General features: G+C 70.3%; 15 protein-coding genes. 6 read left to right on the forward strand and 9 right to left on the reverse strand.

Annotation, left to right across the window (positions count from 1 at the left end; all coding sequences use genetic code 11):
* Window positions 1-55: 55 nt before the first annotated feature.
* Entirely contained in the window at window positions 56-787 is a 732-nt protein-coding gene (locus K4L06_RS01575) for a YebC/PmpR family DNA-binding transcriptional regulator (RefSeq protein ID WP_221669724.1), read from the reverse strand.
* 93 nt (window positions 788-880) lie between these two features.
* Window positions 881-1,549 carry an alpha/beta fold hydrolase gene (locus tag K4L06_RS01580; RefSeq protein ID WP_221669725.1) on the reverse strand — a complete coding sequence of 223 codons (669 nt, stop codon included), beginning with the start codon at window positions 1,547-1,549 and terminating at the stop codon, window positions 881-883.
* A gap of 210 nt (window positions 1,550-1,759) precedes the next feature.
* Here K4L06_RS01580 and K4L06_RS01585 point away from each other — a divergent pair, with 210 nt between their 5' ends.
* The 3 genes from K4L06_RS01585 to K4L06_RS01595 all read left to right on the forward strand — a co-directional run bounded on the left by K4L06_RS01585 (window position 1,760) and on the right by K4L06_RS01595 (window position 5,191).
* Complete coding sequence (locus K4L06_RS01585; protein WP_221669726.1) at window positions 1,760-3,256, forward strand: DUF4832 domain-containing protein; 1,497 nt, start codon at window positions 1,760-1,762, stop codon at window positions 3,254-3,256.
* A 236-nt stretch (window positions 3,257-3,492) separates the two neighbouring features.
* The gene (locus tag K4L06_RS01590; protein WP_221669727.1) at window positions 3,493-4,689 is read left to right on the forward strand and encodes a LamG domain-containing protein; all 1,197 of its coding nucleotides are present in this window, start codon (window positions 3,493-3,495) and stop codon (window positions 4,687-4,689) included.
* 28 nt (window positions 4,690-4,717) lie between these two features.
* Window positions 4,718-5,191 carry a hypothetical protein gene (locus tag K4L06_RS01595; protein ID WP_221669728.1) on the forward strand — a complete coding sequence of 158 codons (474 nt, stop codon included), beginning with the start codon at window positions 4,718-4,720 and terminating at the stop codon, window positions 5,189-5,191.
* 234 nt (window positions 5,192-5,425) lie between these two features.
* On the opposite strand, the gene K4L06_RS01600 is transcribed toward K4L06_RS01595, so the two are convergent.
* The 4 genes from K4L06_RS01600 to K4L06_RS01615 form a co-directional block, all read right to left on the reverse strand.
* Window positions 5,426-5,968, reverse strand: coding sequence for a GNAT family N-acetyltransferase (locus K4L06_RS01600; RefSeq protein ID WP_221669729.1), 543 nt, complete (start codon window positions 5,966-5,968; stop codon window positions 5,426-5,428).
* A gap of 172 nt (window positions 5,969-6,140) precedes the next feature.
* Window positions 6,141-7,907: an aspartate--tRNA ligase gene (gene aspS / locus K4L06_RS01605; RefSeq protein ID WP_221669730.1), complete on the reverse strand. Its 1,767-nt coding sequence runs from the start codon at window positions 7,905-7,907 to the stop codon at window positions 6,141-6,143.
* A 421-nt stretch (window positions 7,908-8,328) separates the two neighbouring features.
* Window positions 8,329-8,661, reverse strand: coding sequence for a zinc ribbon domain-containing protein (locus tag K4L06_RS01610; RefSeq protein WP_221669731.1), 333 nt, complete (start codon window positions 8,659-8,661; stop codon window positions 8,329-8,331).
* A gap of 118 nt (window positions 8,662-8,779) precedes the next feature.
* Window positions 8,780-10,660, reverse strand: coding sequence for an ABC-F family ATP-binding cassette domain-containing protein (locus tag K4L06_RS01615; protein WP_221669732.1), 1,881 nt, complete (start codon window positions 10,658-10,660; stop codon window positions 8,780-8,782).
* 205 nt (window positions 10,661-10,865) lie between these two features.
* Between K4L06_RS01615 and K4L06_RS01620 the strand changes: the two genes are divergently transcribed.
* The 3 genes from K4L06_RS01620 to K4L06_RS01630 all read left to right on the forward strand — a co-directional run bounded on the left by K4L06_RS01620 (window position 10,866) and on the right by K4L06_RS01630 (window position 16,504).
* Window positions 10,866-13,268, forward strand: a complete 2,403-nt coding sequence (locus K4L06_RS01620; protein ID WP_221669733.1) for a TonB-dependent receptor — start codon at window positions 10,866-10,868, stop codon at window positions 13,266-13,268.
* An 816-nt stretch (window positions 13,269-14,084) separates the two neighbouring features.
* Complete coding sequence (gene ybaL, locus K4L06_RS01625; protein WP_221669734.1) at window positions 14,085-15,776, forward strand: YbaL family putative K(+) efflux transporter; 1,692 nt, start codon at window positions 14,085-14,087, stop codon at window positions 15,774-15,776.
* Window positions 15,777-15,820: 44 nt separating this feature from the next.
* Entirely contained in the window at window positions 15,821-16,504 is a 684-nt protein-coding gene (locus tag K4L06_RS01630) for a YceH family protein (RefSeq protein ID WP_221669735.1), read from the forward strand.
* Between the two features lie 74 nt (window positions 16,505-16,578).
* Here K4L06_RS01630 and K4L06_RS01635 read toward each other — a convergent pair whose 3' ends face one another.
* The 3 genes from K4L06_RS01635 to K4L06_RS01645 all read right to left on the reverse strand — a co-directional run bounded on the left by K4L06_RS01635 (window position 16,579) and on the right by K4L06_RS01645 (window position 18,979).
* Window positions 16,579-17,502 carry a GyrI-like domain-containing protein gene (locus K4L06_RS01635; RefSeq protein WP_221669736.1) on the reverse strand — a complete coding sequence of 308 codons (924 nt, stop codon included), beginning with the start codon at window positions 17,500-17,502 and terminating at the stop codon, window positions 16,579-16,581.
* A 98-nt stretch (window positions 17,503-17,600) separates the two neighbouring features.
* A complete protein-coding gene (locus K4L06_RS01640) occupies window positions 17,601-18,344 on the reverse strand; it encodes an adenosylcobinamide-GDP ribazoletransferase (RefSeq protein WP_221669737.1) in 744 nt (247 codons plus the stop codon).
* Window positions 18,341-18,979 carry a histidine phosphatase family protein gene (locus tag K4L06_RS01645; protein WP_221669738.1) on the reverse strand — a complete coding sequence of 213 codons (639 nt, stop codon included), beginning with the start codon at window positions 18,977-18,979 and terminating at the stop codon, window positions 18,341-18,343. Before K4L06_RS01645 ends, K4L06_RS01640 begins: the two co-directional genes overlap by 4 nt.
* Window positions 18,980-18,983: the final 4 nt, after the last annotated feature.

Raw genomic sequence — 18,983 nt, forward strand, 5'->3', positions numbered from 1 at the left:
AGCGGCTGTGCAAGCCGCTCGCGAGTCCCGAGTCCCGAGTCCCGAGTCCCGCGCGTCACGCATACGCGTCTTCGCCCAGGTCGGCATTGGAATAGACGTTCTGCACGTCGTCCATGTCTTCCAGCCAGTTCAGCAGCTTGACCACCTGCTGGGCGGTTTCGCCGGCGACGGCGATGTTGTTGTCGGCGCGGAAGGTGACCTCGGTCTGGCCGGCGGCCAGACCGGCGGCGTCCATCGCCGCCTTGACCGCGGCGAAGGCGTCCGGCGCGGTCAGCACGTCGATCGAGCCGTCCTCGGGGTAGACAACGATGTCGTCGGCGCCGGCCTCGATCGCGACCTCGGTGATCTTCTCTTCGTCGGCGCCGGCCGGGAACCACAGCACGCCGCGCTTGGCGAACATGAACGACACCGAGCCGTCGGTGCCGAGGTTGCCGCCGAACTTGCCGAAGGCGTGGCGCACGTCGGCGACGGTGCGGACCTTGTTGTCGGTCAGGCAGTCGACGATCACCGCGACCCCGCCGGGGGCATAGCCCTCGTAGCGGATCTCTTCGTAATCCACGCCTTCCAGCGCGCCGGTGGCCTTCTTGATCGCGCGCTCGATCACGTCCTTGGACATGTTGGCCGACAAGGCCTTGTCGACCGCGCTGCGCAAGCCGGGATTGCCGTTGGGGTCGCCGCCGCCGCGGCGCGCGGCGACGCTGATCTCGCGGATGATCTTGGTGAAGATCTTGCCGCGACGCGCGTCTTCGGCGTTCTTGCGTGCTTCGATCGACGGACCTCTACCCATGGCGCTACCGGCGTATTTTGTGAACGAACCGGTGATTTTACTCGATTGCGCCGCGCCGCCGGCGATCGGCTGCGATCGACCGGCGCCGCCGCCTCAGTCGCCGAAGCGCCCGCGACGGAAAAAGGCCTCGGCCAGACCCGCGGCCTGGGCCGAGAACAGCAGGCCGCTGTGGCTGGCCGGGATCACGGTATGCGCGGCCAGGCCCGGCAACCGGGTCTCGTCCACCGCCACGGTGCCGTCGCTGTCGCCCTGGAAGCGGCCGAAGAACTGGCCCAGGCCGTGCGGGCTGCGGCCGGCGATCACCCCGACCTCGGCCGCGCCCTGCCAGGGCGGGCAACCGCGCTGCAGCAGCTCGGCGGCGCGGCCCAGGGCCGGCGCGCTCCAGGCGTGGCGGGCCAGGCCGCCGGCCGCGGCGCTGCCGCACAGCGGCGAGCCCAGGCACACCACCCGCCGCACCGGCAGCCGCGGGCGCTCGCCCAGGGCGCGCAGGGCGATCAATCCGCCCAGGCTGTGGGCGAGCAGATGGCAGGGCGCGTCGAGCCGCTCGATCTGTTCGATCAGGCGCGGCACCACCGCCTCGGGACCGGCGCCGGCGCCGGCGTAGGCAAACACTTCCGGCTCGAACCCGGCCCGGGCCAGGCGCGCGCCCAGCCAGGCCATCGACAAGCCCGGCATCCAGATGCCGTGCAGCAGCAGCACACGGCGCGGACCGCGCGGGCGGGCGGAGGGCTGGGCGGGTGCGGCGGCGGCGACGGGACTCATGCCCGGACTATGGTCGCCGCCCGCGCCGAAACCAAGCCCGCGGCCGGCGCGCGATCCGGCGCCGGCGGCCGCGGCCATCCGCAGCGCGACCGGTGCGGGCAAAGACGCAGATAAAAACAAACGTCCGGATGGAATGTGACTCAGTTCCGATCCAGCGCAGGCCGGCGGCCGCGACCATGCACGACCTCCCCTCGCCCCCGGACGTCCCGTATGACTCTGCGGCACTCGCCCCTGCCTATCGCCAACGTACTCGCTTCGGCTCTGCTGGCCGCGCTTACGGTGTTTCCAGCAGTACGCGCGGATGCAGGCGAACTTCGCCCCGCGCAAAGCAGCGACGACCTGTCCAATCCTCATCGCGGCTTCCTGCTCTGGGGCACCACCGTCGCCGCCGACGGCGGGCTGCCGGACAACCACTACGGCGCGACCATGTACCAGGTCTACGTCCCCTGGCGGGAAATCGAAACCGCAGACGAGCAGTACGACTGGGCGGGTTTCGAGAAACGTCACCTGGAACCGATCCTGAAGGAGAACCCGAACGCGACCTTCGTGCTGCGTCCGGTCGCCGACTATCCCGATGGCGTGTCCAACAACATCAGCCACTTCTTCAACGCCGCCGAAGGCCAGCTCGAGCGCGACTACCCGAAGTTCCTCGAGCAGGCGCCGTTCAACGTGGTCGGCCACGACTACAGCAGCTGCGGCGGCGACGGCCCAGGCCGCGCGCCGGAGTACAACACCCCGGCAATGCGCGAGCAGTTGCGCCAGTTCGTGCGCGCCTTCGCCGCGCGCTACGACGGCGACCCGCGCATCACCGCGGTGCACGTCGGCCTGCTCGGCTTCTGGGGCGAGTGGCACACCTCCGGCTGCGAAGCCTGGGAGCCGGACGCGACCACCCGCGCCGCGGTGCGCGACGCCTACGCGAGCGCGTTCGTGCAGACCCCGGTGCACACCCGCTACGCCCGCGCCAGCGACATCGGCGGCGCCGACTTCGGCATCAGCGAAGACTTCTTCCCCTCCTTCACCGCGATGTGCAACCTGTTCGCCACCCGCATGCCGCGCTGCGACGACACCGGCTGGTGGAACCTGGAATGGGGCTACCGCAACGAAGTGCCGGCCGCGCGCGCGAACTGGAAGACCAACCCGATCGGCGGCGAAAGCCCCTACGCCGACCAGAAGAAGACCTGGACCTCGCGCACCGCCGACATCGTCAAGCTGCTGCGCGACTACCACTTCAGCTGGCTCGGCCCGGCCGGCCAGCACGAGAACACCGGCACCGGCTTCCCGGCCAAGATGCGCACGATCAAGCGCGCGCTGGGCTACGAGTTCACCGTGCGCCAGGCCAACTGGCCCGACGCCATGCAGCCCGGCGCGACCATCGCGCTCAAGCTCGCGCTCGAGAACACCGGTTCGGCGCCGCTGTACCACGTCTACGACACCCAACTGCACTGGGTCGACGGCACCGGCGTGACCCGCGCCAAGGCCGGCTTCGACTATCCGCTCAACGCGCTGCTGCCGGGCGCGCCGGCGACGCTGACCGACGCCAGCGCGCAGGTGCCGGCGACGCTGGCGCCGGGCAGCTATTCGCTGCGCCTGGCGATCGCCGACAGCTGGCCGGGCCGTCCCGGCATCGCGCCGCAGAACCTCGGCCGCGACGGCAGCGGCCGCCTGGTCTTGGGGACGGTGACCGTCGCGACGACGGCCCGTCGGTGACCGCGGCGGGCCGGCGTGGCGGTGGTCGCGCGCCGGTCCGCCCGCTCATCGGGCAGCGCTGCATAAAGCACATTCACACGGTGGTTCCGGTACGAAGCCGGTCCCGCTCACACATGCGCGCGCCGCTGCTGCGGCGGCGCGGCGGGCGCCTGCGAAGCGCGCCGCCAGTCACGGTCCGCGCCCCGGCCCCCGCCTAGATTGCCGACGCCCGCATCGGGCATCACCAGGGAGTCGGTATGAATCGATCGTCATGGTTTCTGGCGCTGGGCCTGGCCCTCGCGCCCTGCTTCGCCGTGCACGCCGCGCCGCCGCGGGTCACGCAGGGACTGGTCGGGGAATGGCATCTGGACCTGTCAGGCACCACCGCATTCGACACCAGCGGCTACGGCCGCAACGGCACGCTGGTCGGCGGCACGGCCTCGTCCTGGGGCTGGCTCAACACCGCCGGCGATTTCAGCGGCGGCAAGTACGCGCAGGTGCCGAACTCGGCCAACCTCAATTTCGGCACCGGCAGCTTCACCCTCGCCGCCTGGGTGCGGATGGCCAGCCCGTCCTCGTCCTCGGTCAAGACCATCATCGACAACCGCGCCAGCGGCGCCGGCCGCGGCTACTCGTTCACCGTCTACAACGGCCAGCACCTGTTGCTGCAGCTCAACAACGGCACCACCTGGGACAACTACGTCTCCAACGGCAGCCGCACGCTGAGCCCGAACCGCTGGCACCACGTCGCGGTGGCGGTCAACCGCAGCACTTCGCCGGCGACGATCTCGTTCTACATCGACGGCTACCGCACCACCGACCAGCAGACGCCGCGGCTGGACAACATCGACAACTTCGACGGGCCGTTCCTGATCGGCGGACACAAGGACATCGCCTCCTACCGCTTCAGCGACCGCATCGACGAGGTGCTGGTCTACAACCGCAGCCTGATCCCGGATACCGCCGGCGGCATCGGCCAGATCATGGCGCCGGGGCGTACCGCGTTCCAGCCGACCTACTGGAACGACGGCAGCACCCGCCAGCGCAACAACAACTGCTACAACTACGCCAACAACAAAGCCACCAACACCTTCGCCCAGCCCGGCCGCGCCGCCGGCGCGATGTACACCTCGCTCAGCTGCACGGCGGTGGTCGCCGCGGCCAACCGCGACGGCCTGGAACCGGTCGCCGCGACCCAGATCAACGACCTCAGCCACAAGAACATCGCCGCCCTGGTCGTCGCGCCGGGTTACGACTACCACTGGTATCGTCGCGATGCGAACGGCAAGTGGACCCACAAGCCCGGCGGCACCGCAGCCACCAACCGCGACAACTCGGGCAACGAGATCCTCGACCCGCGCAACGCTAACCGCGGCCCGTACTCGGACTTCTGCGGCTTCTACCGGGTCTGGTCCGACAGCATCGAGGGCGCCGGCCATGAGCAAGTCAACTGAATCCCAGGCTCACGGAGGAACCACGACCATGTCCAAGTTCAAGACCCTGTGCGCGTCCCTGCTGTTGCTCGCCGCCCCGGCCCTGGCCGGCGCCGCCGAATCGCCCGGGCTGCGCATCACCTACCTGGTGTATTCGGGCCGGCCGAATCCGGAGCTGACCGTCACCGACCCGGCCTCGCTGCGCGCGATCGAAAGCCGTCTGGCCGATGCCCTGGCCGCGCCGGCCAAGCAAGGCGCCGCGGCCGAACCGGTGCTGGGCTACAACGGCATCCTGATCGAGCACGTCGGCGGCCCGGCGGCGAAAGTCCAGCCGCAGCCGCTGACGATCAAGGGCCGCGAGGTCCGCATCGACACCGCGCCGGCCAGCGATTTCAAGGCCGCCGCGGCGACCACCCGGGTCTCGGCCGCGGCCGGCGATCTGGAGGCGATGCTGCTCAAGCTCGGCCACAAGCGCGGCGCGCTCGACGCCAAGACCCTGAACGTATTGCTCGACCAGCCCTGAGCGGGCGCACGGCTCCGCCCTCGCGGGCGGAGCCGTCTCGCCGCGCATCGCCGGAAGCGGCAATCCGCTTCTGTAGGAGCGGCGTGAGCCGCGACCACCGCAGCGGTATACGCAAGCGGTTCGTCCGAAAACCGGATATCCACACCTTCGGATGCCGCGCTTTCGATCGTCGCTGCGGCGGTCGCGGCTTACGCCGCTCCTACAGGGGGCAGTCGTCGCGCCCGGAGCGGGCGCTCAGCCGCGCGCGTCGCGGCGCAGGATGAACTCGTGGTCGCGGGTGTCGCCGACCACGAATTCGTAATGCCCCACTTTCTCAAAACCGTGCCGGCCGTAGAAGCGCTGCGCGCCGTAGTTCTCCGACCACACCCCGATCCACAGCCTGCGCGGGCCGTCGCGCTCCAGCCAGTCCAGCACCGTCTGGAACAGGCGCCCGCCCCAGCCGCCGTTCTGCGCCTCGCGCAGCACGTACAGGCGCTTGAGTTCGCCGTCGCCCGGCGCGACGTCCGCATGCGGCAGGCCGCAGGGGCCGGCCAGGGCGTGGCCGACCGCGACGCCGTCGCGTTCGAGCAGCCAGGCCGCGTAATGCGGATCGGCCAGCAAGGCGTCGATCGCCGCGTGCGAATAAGTCTCGGCCAGAAACCGGGTCAGATCCTCGGGCGGATACGAATCGCCGAAGGTTTCGACGAAGCTGCGCGCGGAAATCTCGGCCAGGACGGCGGTGTCGGCCGGCGCGGCGCGGCGGATGCTGAAGTTCTCGGGCTGGGCGTCGGCGTTCATGTGCGCGGTCGTTCGACTCGGTGGGTTGAAAATTCGACGCGAAAGGGCCTCGGCGCCGGCGCATCGGCCCGGGCGGTACGGCCCGATCGAATGCGCCGGGGCCGAGGCCCCTGCTCCAAGACGCAACGTCGCGACGACGGCCCGGCCTCCGCCGGACCGCCGCGCGCGTGGCTCAGGCCGGGTCCTTCGGTCGCACCATCACATGCACTTCGGCCAACTGCGCGTCCGGAATCGGCGACGGCGCGCCGGTCATCAGGCATTGCGCGGTGGTGGTCTTGGGGAAGGCGATCACGTCGCGGATCGACTCGGTGCCGGCCATCAGCGCGGCGATGCGGTCGATGCCGAAGGCGATGCCGCCGTGCGGCGGCGCGCCGTACTTGAGCGCGTCGAGCAGGAAGCCGAACTTGGCTTCGGCCTCCTCGGCGCCGATGCCGAGCAGGTCGAACACCGCCGACTGCATCTGCGGGCGATGGATGCGGATCGAACCGCCGCCGATCTCGTTGCCGTTGAGCACCATGTCGTAACCGCGCGAGACCGCGGTCTTGGCGTTGGCGCGCAGGTCGGCGATGTCGTCCACCGCCGGCGCGGTGAAGGGATGATGCAGGGCGACGTAGCGCTGCGCTTCCTCGTCCCACTCGAACATCGGGAAGTCGGTGACCCACAGCGGCTTCCAGCCGTCCTGGACCAGGTTCAGGTCGCGGCCCAGCCTCAGGCGCAGCGCGCCCATGAAGTCGCTGGCGGTCTTGTAGTCGGCGGCGCCGAAGAAAATCATGTCGCCGGTTTGCGCGCCGGCGGCGGCGACGATCGCCGCCAGGGTGGCGTCGTCGAAGAACTTGGCGATCGGCGAGTTGATGCCCTCGCGGCCCTTGCCGGCGTCCTCGATCTTCATCCACGCCAGGCCCTTGGCGCCGTGCTTGGCCGCGTGCGCGCCGGCCTCGTCGATCTGCTTGCGCGACCAGCCCGCGGCGCCCGGCGCGCGCAGCGCGATCACCCGGCCGTCGGCATGGTTGGCCCAGTCGGTGAAGACCTTGAACTCGCAGCTCTTGACCCGTTCGGCGATGTCGACGAACTCCAGGTCGATGCGCAGGTCGGGCTTGTCCGAACCGTAGCGGCGCATGGCCTCGGCATAGGTCATGCGCGGGAACTGCGCATCGAGTTCGACCTCGATGGTTTCCTTGAACACCTCGCGGATCATGCCTTCGACGGTGTCCTGCACGTCGCGCTCGGAGACCCAGGCGAACTCCATGTCGAGCTGGGTGAACTCGAGCTGGCGGTCGGCGCGCAGGGCTTCGTCGCGGAAGCAGCGCGCGATCTGGTAGTAGCGGTCGAAGCCGGCCACCATCAGGATCTGCTTGAACAGCTGCGGCGACTGCGGCAGGGCGTAGAACTCGCCCGGATGCATGCGCGCCGGGACCAGGAAGTCGCGCGCGCCTTCCGGCGTGGCCTTGGTCAGGATCGGGGTTTCGATGTCCTGGAAGCCGCGCGCGTCCAGCCAGCGGCGCAGCGACTGCACCAGGCGGATGCGGGTGCGCATCATCTTCTGCATTTCCGGACGGCGCAGGTCCAGGTAGCGGTAGGTCAGGCGGGTCTCTTCGCCGGCGTTCTCGTGGGCGTGGAACGGCAGCGGCTCGGCCTTGTTCAGCACTTCGATCGCGCTCGGCAGCACTTCGACCTTGCCGCTGCGGATCTTGTCGTTGGCCGCGCCGCGCGCGCGCACCGTGCCGGTCACCCGCACGCAGCTTTCCACGCTGAGGTCGCCGGCGGCCTTGAACAGCTCGCCCATGTCCGAATCGACCACGATCTGCACCACGCCTTCGTGATCTCGCAGATCGGTGAACACCACGTGGCTCTGGACGCGATTGGTGTTGACCCAGCCGCACAGGGTGACGGTCTGGCCGATCAGCGCCTCGTCGACGAGGCCGCAGAAGTGGGTACGCATGAAAGCTCCGTTTGGTCGATCGGTGAATCGTGGGGGTTGCAGCAGGAGGGCGGGCCGCAAAACGCCGGCGGCCCGCGCCGGCTTGGGGCCGGGACCGACCATTCTAGTCCAGGCCGCACGCCGGCGAAGGGTCCGGCGGCGCCGGCGCGGCGCCGCAATGCCGAACGGCCCTGCCCCGGGGCCCAAAGGGGACCGCTAGCGGCCGAAACCCCGTCCCGATGCGCAGCAGCGCCTTGCGGCCGGCCGTGGCCCAAGCGAAGGGCGCCTTGCGGCGGGAGTGGGCCTCATCCAAAACAAAGGGGCGCCTTGCGGCGCGGGGGGCCTCATCCAAAGCAAAGAGGCGCCTCGCGGCGCGGGGGCCTCCTCCAAAGCAAAGGGGCGCCTCGCGGCGCCCCTGCGACAACGACCGGCGGCGGCCGGTTCAGGCCGCGCCGGAGGCGGGCTTGCTGGCCGGGGCCGGCGTCGGGTCGGCCTTCTTTTCGGCCTTGGCCTCGGCCGGCTTGTCGGCGGGCTTGGCCTCGCCGGCGCCCGACGAGGCGCCGCCGTCGGCCAGATTGCGCTTCTTGTCGCCATCCTTCTTGAAATCGGTCTCGTACCAGCCGCCGCCGGCGAGGCGGAACTGCGGCGCGGTCAACTGGCGCCCGACTTTCTCGGCGCCGCATTCGGGGCAGACGGTCGGATCGGCGTCGGACAGCTTCTGCAGGCGGTCGAAGCTATGGCCGCAGGCGCTGCACTGGAAGGCGTAGATCGGCATGGCGGTAACGATTGGAGCGGGTGGGAGGGGCACAGTGTGGGGCCGGACGGCGCGGATGCAAGCGCCCGGGGCGCCGGCCGGGAGCTTCCCTGACCCGCAATCCCAAGAACCTCAAGGCTCAGGCAGTCTCGTACATCGCCATCCAGTCGGCTTCGGCCCGGGCCAGCTCGGCGGCGACCTGCTCGCGCTGCCGGGCCAGTTCGGCGGCGTTGTCGCCGCCGCCGGCGTACTTGGTCGGGTCGGCCAGATCCATGTCCAGGGTATGCAGCTTGGATTCCAGCTCGGCCACGCGCTTTTCCGCCTCGGCCAGCTTGGCCGGGTTGACCTTGCGCCCGCCCTTGCCGGAACCCGCGCCCTTGCCGGACGCGGCCGCCGCGGTCGCCTTGGCTGCGGCCTTGGCCACCGCCGCGCCCTTGCCGTCGTTGCTGTTGTCGCGCGTGCGCAGCCACACCGCATAGGCGTCGAGGTCGCCGTCGAACGGCTGCGCCACGCCGTCTGCCACGCGCCAGAAGGTTTCGCAGACCAGGCCGATCAGGTGGCGGTCGTGCGAGACCAGCACGATCGCGCCGGGGAAATCCGACAGCGCTTCGGCCAGGGCCTCGCGCACGTCCAGGTCCAAGTGGTTGGTCGGTTCGTCGAGCAGCAACACGTTGGGCTTGCGCCAGGCGATCATCGCCAGGGCCAGGCGCGCGCGCTCGCCGCCGGAGAACCCGTCGACCGATTCGAAGGCGCGGTCGCCGGGGAAATTCCACTTGCCGAGGAAGTCGCGCAGTTGCTGGGTCGGCACGCCCGGGGCGATCTCGGCCAGATGGTCGATCGGGCTGACCCCGGCGTGCAGCGACTCGACCGTGTGCTGGGCGAAGTAGCCGATGCGCAGGTCGGGGTGGCCGCCGCGTTCGCCGGTGAGCAGTTCCAGTTCGCCGACCAGCGACTTCACCAGGGTCGACTTGCCCGCGCCGTTGGGGCCGAGCAAGGCGATGCGGTCGCCGGCTTCGAGAATGAAGCTGACGTCGTCCAGCACGACGTGGTCGCCGTAGCCGCAATCGGCGTGGATCAGGCGCAGCAGGGCGTGCGGCAGCTTGACCGGCGCCGGGAACTCGATCCGCATCGCGCGCTCGACCCGCACCGCCTCGGTGCCGACCATCTTGGCCAGGCGCTTGACCCGCGACTGCGCCTGCTTGGCCTTGGCCGCGCTGGCGCTGAAACGGTCGATGAAGCTCTGCAGGTGGGCGCGTTCGGCCATCTGCTTTTCGTGGGTGATCTGCTGCAGGCGCAGGTGTTCGGCGCGCTGGCGTTCGAAGGCGGTGTAATCGCCGGTGTACAGCTTGGCCTTGCCGTCGTGCAGATGCAGGGTGTGGGTGGTGACTTCGTCGAGGAACTCGCGGTCGTGCGAGATCAGCAGCAAGGTGCCCGGGTACTTGAGCAGCCACTGTTCCAGCCACAGCACCGCGTCCAGGTCCAGGTGGTTGGTCGGTTCGTCGAGCAGCAGCAGGTCCGACGGGGTCATCAGCGCGCGGGCCAGGTTCAGGCGCACCCGCCAGCCGCCGGAGAACTCCTTGACCGCGCGTTCGTGGGTGTCGGCGCTGAAGCCCAGGCCATGCAGCAGCTTGCCGGCGCGCGCGGTGGCGTCGTAGCCGCCGAGCTCTTCCAGCTGATGGTGGGCCTCGGCCACCGCCTCCCAGTCCTCGCGTTCGACCGCTTCGCGCTCGGCGACGATGACCTGGTAGACCCGGCTGTCGCCGGACAGGACGAAGTCCAGCGCCGGGTCGGACAGGGCCGGGGTTTCCTGGGCCACGCTGGCGATGCGCACCCGGTTGGGCACGTCGATGTCGCCGCGGTCGGCCTCGACTTCGCCCTGGATCGCCGCGAACAGCGAGGACTTGCCGGTGCCGTTGCGGCCGATCACACCGACCCGCCAGCCCGCATGCAGGGCCAGGTCGACTTGGGACAGCAGCAGGCGTTCGCCGCGCCGCAGGGCGAAATCACGGAAGGAAATCATCCCGATATGGTCGCATGACTGATCGGCATTTGCTCATGAGGACATGTTCGGCCGCGGCCGCGACCGCCGTCGAATAATCGCTCCGTCGGTATCCGACCGCCCCCACGCGCCAATCCGGACGCCTTCTGCGGCAAAGCGCGCCACGCGCCGGCCGCAGCGGCGGCGTTCGGCCCGGCGTCCCCCGCTCGATCCGTCCGGAGTCTCCATGCAACGCCGCAACCCGTCCCTGCTCGCCAGCGCCGTCCTGCTCGCCCTCGCCGCCTCGCCCGCCTGGGCGCAGGCCCCGGCCGACGCCCCGGCCGAGGCCAACCCGACCAACCTCGACACCCTGATCGTCACCGGTACCCGCGTGTCCGACCGCACCGTGGCCGAATCGACCGCGCCGATCGACATCATCACCCCGCAGACCCTGGAGGCCACCGGCACGGTCGAGCTGGCCACCGCCCTCGCCCGCGCCCTGCCCTCGCTGAACTTCCCGCGCCCGGCGATCACCGACGCCACCGACGCGGTGCGTCCGGCGCAGTTGCGCGGCCTGGCCCCGGACCAGGTGCTGGTGCTGGTCAACGGCAAGCGCCGCCACACCACTTCGCTGATCAACCTCAACGACAGCATCGGCCGCGGCTCCTCGCCGGTCGACCTCAACGCGATCCCGATCGCGGCGATCGAGCGGGTCGAGGTGCTGCGCGACGGCGCCTCGGCCCAGTACGGCTCCGACGCCATCGCCGGCGTGGTCAACGTGGTGCTCAAGGGCGCCGGCGAAGGCGGCTCGGTCGCCGCGCGCTACGGCCAGTACAGCGCCGGCGACGGCGAGCAGTACCAGCTCTCCGGCGACGCCGGTTTCTCCTTCGGCGAGAACGGCAAGCTGCACTTGGCCGCGCAAGGCGGGCACCAGGACAACACCAACCGCGCCCGCCCCTACCTGGGCACCGTCACGCCGACCAGCAATCCGCCCGGCAAGGTCGTGCACCGCTACGGCGACCCGGAAATCGACCAGGCCGCGCTGGCCTACAACGCGCAGTGGAGCCCGGCCGAAGGGGTGGAGTTCTATTCCTTCGGCACCGCCAGCCGCCGCCGCGCGATTTCCAACGGCTACTTCCGCGCCCCCGGCAACCCGAACAACATCCGCTCGGTGTACCCGGACGGCTTCCTGCCGCAGATCGACAACCTCAGCCAGGACCGCGCCTTCGTTTTCGGCCTGCGCGGCCGGACCGCCGGCGGCTGGAACCTGGACCTGAGCTACAACTACGGCCAGAACCAGCTCGACTTCGACGTCCGCCACAGCCTCAACCGCAGCCTCGGCGCAGGCTCGCCGCGCGATTTCTACATCGGCGCGCTGGAAGTCACCCAGAACGTGCTCAACGCCGACTTCAACAAGGCCTTCGACCTGGGCTGGCTGGACTATCCGCTGACCGTCGCCTTCGGCGCGGAATGGCGCAGCGAGAAGTTCAACCAGTCGCCGGGCGAGTTGGCCTCCTACGTCGCCGGCCCCGAACCGGGCGCGCCGGGCGCGCAAGTGTTCCCCGGCTTCACCCCGGCCGACGCCAGCCGCCGCAATCGCAACAGCCACGCCTTCTACCTGGACCTGGAGACCGACGTCACCGACAAGCTGTCGCTGGGCGCAGCGGCGCGCTACGAAAGTTATAGCGACTTCGGCCAGACCACTTCGGGCAAGCTGTCGGCGCGCTACGCCTTCACCGACAAGGTCGCCCTGCGCGGCACCGTGTCCACCGGCTTCCGCGCGCCGTCGCTGCAGCAGCAGTTCTACCAGTCGACCCAGACCGTGATCGTGCTCGGCGACCCCAACCCGTTCCAGGTCCGCACCTTCGCCGTCGACGACCCGGCCGCGATCGCGCTCGGCGCCGAGCCGCTCAAAGCCGAGGAATCGACCAACATCGGCCTGGGCCTGGTGCTGCAGCCGCTGGAATCGCTGTACATCACCGTCGACGCCTACCAGATCGACATCGACGACCGGATCATCCTGTCGGAGAACCTGCGCGGCCCGGCGGTGGCGCGTTTCCTGGAAGCGCGCGGCTACCCCGGCATCAACGGCGGCCGCTACTTCACCAACGCGGTCGACACCCGCACCCGCGGCCTGGACATCGTCGGCAGCTACCGCTGGCCGCTGGCCGGCGGCGCGCTGGACCTTACCGCCGGCTACAACCGCAACAAGACCACCCTGGAGCGGATCGCGCCGAACCCGCCCGGCCTGACCGCCGGCGGCCTCAACCTGCAGCGCATCGGCCGGGTCGAGCGCGGCCGCATCACCCAGGGCGCGCCGCGCGACAAGTTCTTCCTCGGCGGCAGCTGGAACACCGGCGGCTGGCGCTTCGACGCCACCGCGACCCGCTACGGCGAGTTCCACACCTTCAACGACGACCCCAGCGGCGCGCGCGACCAGACCTTCGCCGCCAAGTGGACCCTCGACCTGGCCGCGACCTACGCGGTGAACGGCTGGGAATTCACCGTCGGCGGCGACAACGTGCTCAACGAGTACCCGGACGAAGCGATCTACGCCAACAGCGAAAACGGCCAGCTGCCCTACAGCAGCTACGCCCCGTTCGGCTTCAACGGCGCCTTCGCCTACGCCAAGGTCGGCTACAAGTGGTGAACCCGCTACGCGCTTGAACCGCCCCCCGAAGGCCGCATTGCGGCCTTCGTTTTTGCCGTTGCCGTTGCCGTTGCCGTAATGAGCTTGGCGCCGTATCGAACTCGCGATAGCAACTCGTAGCCCCGAAGGGCGGCCCGCAAGGATGCGGGCCGTGCGCAGCCAGGCCAGGGATGGCCTGTGCGGAGCAGCCCCGCGCGAACTTCGTCCCATAGTGGCTTTTGATTCGAAACAGTTATGGCGTTTTCTTTGGTCACTTTCTTTGTCGCCTTGGACAAAGAAAGTGACCCGGCCGCTTGCGGACGGAAGCTTTGCTTTTGAAGCCTTCGAATACAGACGCCGCGAGACCGCAGCAGCTCGGTCGCGGCTTGCGCCGCTCCTACAGGGGGCGCAGGACAAAGACGCGGCGAACGGGCTAGATGGCGGTCGCGGCTTACGCCGCTCCTACAGGGGCGCAGGACAAAGACGCGGCGAACGGGCGGGATGGCGGTCGCGGCTTACGCCGCTCCTACAGGAAGCACGCGCCGCCGCTGCGCGGTCTCGCGCAAATTCACATGGCGCATACGCGAAGCGGCGCATCGGGCTGAATCGGCATTCATGCGCGCGGCCTAGCCGCGCCGCCGCACACCGCCTGCGCCCGCTTGCGGACAAACCCCTGAAATCCAGGCCCGCAGCCTGCGCGCCGTTCGTCGCCGGCCCGGCCGACCGGATAAAAATCAAGCAGAAACAATCATTTGCAAGCATCGAAATCGGCGAAAACACTTGCGCCGAAACCCTGCTTGCACACATTCTTGCAAGGACCAGACCACAGGAGAGCCGATGCACCACACGTCCCTGATCGCGATTCTGGTAGCCGGCTTCGTCCTGGCCTTCATCTTCGGAATGATCGCGCAACGCCTGCGGCTGTCGCCGCTGGTGGGCTACCTCATCGCCGGCATCGTCGCCGGCCCCTTCACGCCCGGTTTCGTCGGCGACCAGACCCTGGCGCCGCAGTTGGCCGAGATCGGCGTCATCCTGCTGATGTTCGGCGTCGGCCTGCACTTCTCGCTGCGCGACCTGCTCGAGGTCAAGGGCATCGCCCTGCCCGGCGCGGTGGTGCAGATCGTGGTCGCCACCGCCCTGGGCTGGGGCATGGCGTGGATGTTGGGGTGGTCGCACGGCGCGGGACTGGTGTTCGGCCTGGCCTTGTCGGTCGCCAGCACCGTGGTGCTGTTGCGGGCGTTGGAAGAACGGCGCCTGGTCGAGACCGGCAAAGGCCGGATCGCGGTCGGCTGGCTGATCGTCGAGGACCTGGCGATGGTGCTGGCCCTGGTGCTGCTGCCGGCGCTGTCGGGCCTGCTCAAGGGCGAGGCCACCGACGGCGCGCAGATCTGGTCGCAGTTGTTCACCACCCTGGCCAAGGTCGGCGCCTTCATCGCGGTGATGCTGATCGTCGGCCGGCGGGTGATCCCGTGGATCCTCGAGCGCGTCGCCGGCACCGGTTCGCGCGAACTGTTCACCCTGTGCGTGCTGGCCATCGCCCTGGGCGTGGCGTTCGGCTCGGCCGAATTGTTCGGGGTATCGTTCGCGCTCGGCGCGTTCTTCGCCGGGATGATGCTCAACGAATCCGAATTCAGCCATCAGGCCGCCAACGAAACCCTGCCGCTGCGCGACGCCTTCGCGGTGCTGTTCTTCGTCTCGGTCGGCATGCTGTTCAACCCGATGATCCTGATCCAGGAGCCGCTGGAAGTGCTGGCGGTGTTCGCGATCATCGTGCTCGGCAAGTCGGTGGCCGCGTACGCCATCGTGCGCGCGTTCGGCAAGCCGCACACCACCGCGCTGATGATTTCCGCCAGCCTGGCCCAGATCGGCGAGTTCTCCTTCATCCTCGCCACCCTCGGCCTGGACCTGGAGATCCTGCCCAAGGAAGGCCAGGACCTGATCCTGGCCGGCGCGCTGCTGTCGATCATCGTCAATCCGCTGCTGTTCGCCTGGCTGGACCGCAAGCAGGCGCGCGAAGCCGCGGCGCTGCAGGAGGCCAAGACCGATCCGGTGGTGCCGTCGGTGCCGGCCGACATCGACCGGCACGTGATCCTGATCGGCTACGGCCGGGTCGGCAGCGAACTGGCGCGGCTGCTGACCGACCGCGGCGTGCCGCTGGTGGTGATCGACGGCGAAGACAGCCTGATCGCCAAGGCGCGCGCCGCCGGCCTGCCGGCGATCCTCGGCAACGCGGTCAACGAGCGGGTACTGCGCGAGGCGGTACCGGAGCGCGCGACCACGGTGATGCTGGCGATCCCGCAGGCGCTGGAGGCCGGCGAGATCATCGCCAAGCTGCGCGAGATCAACCCGGGCCTGAGCATCGTCGCCCGCGCGCACAGCGACAACGAAGTCCGGCACCTGCTCGAACACGGCGCCGACGGCGCGGTGATGGCCGAGCGCGAGCTGGCCCACAGCCTGGCGGAAATGGTCATGGCCGCGCCGGTGTATCGTGGCGGCCGCCATCTGCCGCCGTCGACCGCGCTGACCTGAGCCCGCGCCCACGACTCTTTCCCACGACCTGCTGCGATACCGTCATGAGCGAAGCCACCGACCCGACCCCGACCCAGGACGCTTCCGAATCCGCCGCGCCGCAACTCAGCGCGGCCGAGGCGCGGATCGTCGCCTGCCTGATCGAGAAAGAGGCGACCACGCCCGACGTCTACCCGCTGACCCTCAACGCCATCGTCACCGCCTGCAACCAGAAGACCGCGCGCGAGCCGACGATGCAGTTGGAGCAGGGCGAGATCGCCAACGCCCTGCGCCGGCTGGAACCGCGCGGCTGGGTCAAGTCGCAGCACACCGCGCGCGCCGAGCGCTATTCCCACCGCGCCGCGGCGGTGCTGGACCTGACCCGTCCGCAGGCGGCGCTGGTCGCCCTGCTGATGCTGCGCGGCCCGCAGACCGCTTACGAGCTGCTGTCGCGCAGCGAGCGCCTGGCCAAGTTCGATTCGGTCGGCGACGTGCAGTACGCGCTGGAGCGCCTGGCCCAGCACAGCCCGCCGCTGGTGCGGATGCTGGGGCGGCAGAGCGGCCAGCGCGAAGACCGCTACGGCCATCTGCTTAGCGGCGAGCCGGTCTGGCACGGCAGCGCGCACGACGCCGGGCATGGCGACGGCGGCGGCTCGGCCGAGGCGCAGTCGGCCCTGGTCGAACGGATCGAAGCGTTGGAAGCGAAGCTCGCCGAACTGGAAGCGCGGCTGGAGGCGGCGGGGGCCTAGCTCCGTCGACGGGATGCCCTTAGCTTCTGCTGAAGCGGCGTCCCACGGGATTTGTTGCGCTCGTAAGCCGTGGCTCAGGCTTGCAGCGGCAGGTAGACGTCGGTGCGCAGCAAGGCCTGCGGCACTTGATCGGGATCGTCCAGGTAATCGTGGTAGAGCGGCGCGTCGCCGATGCGCTCGCCGCTGGCCGGCAGCCAGCGCGCGAGCAGCGCATCGGTCAACGCCTCCAGGCCGTCGAAGGCGCCGACATGGCGCACCCGAGCGTAGCGCCCGCCGCCCAGCCGCAGCAGGCGCAGGCCCGGTGCGCCCGCCAGGTCCAGGTCCGCGCCCAGCGCCAGCATGCAGTCGAAGCGGCATTGCGGCTCGGCCACGTCGCGACGGTCGTCCACGGCCACGCCGTACAGACCCTGCAGCCGGTCCAGCAGACCGTGCTCGCCGGCCCAGCCGAACAGGCGCTCGTAGCCGGCGTGCTTGGCCTGGTAACCGCCTTCCACCCGCAGCGCCACGACCTGGAACGGATCGATGCTGACCACTTCGACCCGCAGCGGCGGAGCGTCTTCGCCCTGCTCCGGCTGCGGCGGCTGCGCCAGCCGGTCGATCTCGCGCCATAGCCGCTGCGGTTCGGCGCGCAGCTCGCTAGGCGCGGTGCCCAGGCTTTGGCGCAGCGCGCGGGTGAAGGCCTGCGGGCTCTGGTAGCCGACCGCGAGCGCGGCATCGGTGACGCTGCGCTGTTCGCTGGCGAGCAGGCGCAGCCCCTGCAGCAGGCGCAGCCGGGCTACGGTCTGGCCGGTGGTCTCGCCGGTCATCGCGCGGTACACGCGGTGGAAGTGGAACGGCGAGAACGCCGCCGCTTCGGCCAGTCGGCCCAGCTCGGGCGGCTCTTCGCCCTGGGCGATGGCGCGTTCGATCAGGGCGATCGCGCGCTCGATGCGGCGCTGGTGCGCGTCGCGGGTGCCGGCTTTGAGCGCGGGACGTGCGGCTTCGTTGACGGGGGCCATCGCGGTGTCCTCTGGGAGGTCGGGCGGGATGCGGCCAGGATGGCCCGCGCCGGCGCCGCCGGCGGTTCCGATCTTGCGCTTTCGCGCCCCGCCGCGGCTCAGACGCTGGCCGCGAACCCCACCAGCACGGCGGCCTCCACCGCTTCGGCCAGGGCGCCGCAGCAATCGCCGGTCATGCCCTGCAGGCGCTCGCGCCAGGCCCGGCGCCACAACGCGAACACCAGCAGCGCCAGGCCCAGCGCCAGCGCACCGCGCCAACCCGCCAGGGCGCAGGCCGCGGCGCTGATCAGCAATGCGGCGATGCAGGCCGCGCGCGGCGCGGCGACCAGGGACTGGCCGAGCCCGCCGCTGCGCACATAGGGCGTGCTCAGAAACGCCAGGGTCAGGGCCGCGCGCGCCAGCACCGGCGCCAGCAGCAGCGCCGCCCAAGCCGGCGCCGGCAGGCTGGCCAGCGCGGCGAATTTCAGCACCAGGACCAGCACCACCGCGACCACGCCGACCGGGCCGCTGCGCGGATCCTTCATGATCGCCAGGGTGCGCTCGCGCCGTTCCTGCGCGGTCGCGCCCATGCCGCCGACCCAGCCATCGGCGCTGTCGGCCAGGCCGTCCAGGTGCAGGGCTCCGGTCAGGCCGACCCAGGCCGTCAGCAGCAGCGCCGCCGACAGCAGCGGCGGCCGGGTCTGCAAGGCCCAGGCCAGTGCGCACAGCAGCGCGCCGATCGCCAATCCCGCGGCCGGGTACCAGGCCAGCGAGCGCGTCTGCGCCTGCGGATCCTCGAACACCCGCGCCGGCACCGGAATCCGGGTCAGGAACCCGATCGCCGCCAGCAGCGCGCGCATCAACCGCCGACCGGGTCCGCTTCGAGGCGTTCGCTGCGCTCGGCGCGGTGCAGCGGATGGCCGGCGCCGAGCGGCGCGCTGGCCGACGCCGGCGGCGGCCACGGCAACGGGTGCAGCGAGGCGTGGCCGACGTCGATCGCCAGCATGTCGCTGTAACGGCGCCCGGCGGCCAGGCAGCGCAGCAGGCGGATCACCCCGCCGTGGGTGATCACCAGCACGCGTCGGCCGGCATGCTGCTGGGCCAGGTCGTGGGTCGCCGCGACCAGCCGAGCGGTGAAGGCCTCGAAGGTTTCCGCGCCCGGCGGCGGGTAGGCGACCGGGTCGGCCCAGAACTGCGCCAGCGCCTCGCTCTGGTGGGCGGCGATGGCGTCGACCGAGCGCCCCTGCCAGTCGCCGAAGTCGTACTCGACCAGGCGCGGTTCCAGGCTCAACGGCAGCCCGCGCGACTGCGACAGGTCGCGCGCGAACGCGGCGCAACGCTGCAGGGGCGAGCTGACCACCGCATCCCATTCGCGCCCGCGCACCGCGTCGCGCATCTGCCGCCAGCCGAGCTCCAACAGGCTGTCGTCGAGCTGTCCGCGATAGCTGCGATGGCCGGTGTCGCCATGGCGCAGCAGGTCGATCTGGGCAAGCGTCATCGCT

Source organism: Lysobacter sp. BMK333-48F3 (assembly GCF_019733395.1).
Lineage (GTDB): Bacteria > Pseudomonadota > Gammaproteobacteria > Xanthomonadales > Xanthomonadaceae > Lysobacter.